General features: G+C 52.7%; 1 protein-coding gene. It reads left to right on the top strand.

Features of this window, described 5'->3' with window-relative positions; all coding sequences use genetic code 11:
- Positions 1–89 precede the first annotated feature (89 nt).
- A complete protein-coding gene (locus EBA_RS19620) occupies positions 90–1250 on the top strand; it encodes an amidohydrolase family protein (protein ID WP_192376279.1) in 1161 nt (386 codons plus the stop codon).
- Positions 1251–1501: the final 251 nt, after the last annotated feature.

Consider the following 1501-nt stretch of genomic DNA (forward strand, 5'->3'; position numbering starts at 1 on the left):
CTGCTGGAGCAGGCATGACAAAAGCCAAACAGAATGAGCAAGCTTTTAGTAAGTGCATTTCACCCCAATAATGACGAGAGGACAGACCGATGCTGGACATTAGCCAATTCCACGGCCGCCTGAACGACCTTGATACTCATATTCAACCTTCCCCGAATAACTACTCGATAGCCGCCGGAGAAGTCGGTAGATATTTCGCCGATATGTATCAGCAAATGCTGGAAAATGCCCCCGCGGAAGAAGCGGCAAAAATCGCCAAGTGGGTGGGCGAAGAATCTCGGGAATATACCGAAGAGACCGTATGGCAAATCAAAGGCTCGGCCGCACCCGGTGCGTTTAGTTCCGACGGCCGCTTGAAAACATTGGATTATATGGGCGTTAACCGATCTTTCATCTTCTCGGATCCCGGCATTCAAGGCGCGGCATTTGCCAATAACGAGCTAGGCCTTGCCACCATGCGCCACTGGAATGACTTTATCATCGATTTCGGCAAGCTCAACCCCAACCGGCTGCGCTCGGTAGCCATATTGAATACGCATAACATTGACGTTGCCACGAAAGAAGCCGAGCGAGTTCTGAAAGCAGGCGGACGGGCATTTGTTTTGGCCAGTTCGGTTCCGCCCGGCGACGCTTCGCCTGCCCACGCCAACATGGATAAACTATGGCATCTGATCCAGGAGGCAGACGCCACCGCCATTCTTCATGCCGGCGGCGAACATGGATTTATGGCCAGCGATTCCTGGGCTAAGGGCGTCGATCACCTCTGCTTTCAACCCACGGATATGACATCCGAAGGCGAACAGGTTAATACCTATATATTTTCTTCCATGTATTACTCGCCGCAGAATTTTCTGTCCACACTCCTGCTCGGCGGCGTCTTCGAACGTTTTCCAAGACTCCGCTTCGCCGTCATCGAATTGGGCGCATTATGGCTAGGACCAATGGCTACTCATCTGGATCAAGTCGCAGCCATTTACAATGGACGTTTATCATCTGCGCTGTCCATGAAACCTTCCGAATATATCCGCCGCAACATCCGCGTGACCCCCTATCGCTTCGAGCCCGTCGCTGATTACATCGAACGTTACGGATTCGAAGAATGCTATTGCTACAACAGCGACTTTCCTCACCCGGAAGGCGGCACCAGACCCATGCAGGAGTTTGTCGATCATATCGACCGGCTGGGTCAACAACATGCGGAAAAATTTTTCGTCACCAATGCAGAGTGGGTACTGCCCGCATTGAGCTGAGGGATGAGCCGGCTTGTCCATTAGCAATGCCTGGCGGCTTATCTTCACCCACATCATGGCAAACCTGTCCCGTACACACCGGCACTTGCCAGCCAAGCGCTATGTGACAATCCGGTCGATAGGCTTGGCTACAGCGCCGTATCCGATTAAGTGAACTTTGACAGACTGCCATCGGGCCGCTCCTTGATACCCAAAGCGCTTGCATACCGTCACTTTCTGCCGCGCGAAAACATGCATAATCAACGCCCACT

It is taken from the genome of Methylomonas albis (assembly GCF_014850955.1).
Classification (GTDB): domain Bacteria; phylum Pseudomonadota; class Gammaproteobacteria; order Methylococcales; family Methylomonadaceae; genus Methylomonas; species Methylomonas albis.

Coding starts and splice junctions, on each gene's coding strand:
- EBA_RS19620 (WP_192376279.1), top strand. CDS start 90: ATGCTGGACATTAGCCAATTCCACGGCCGCCTGAACGACCTTGATACT.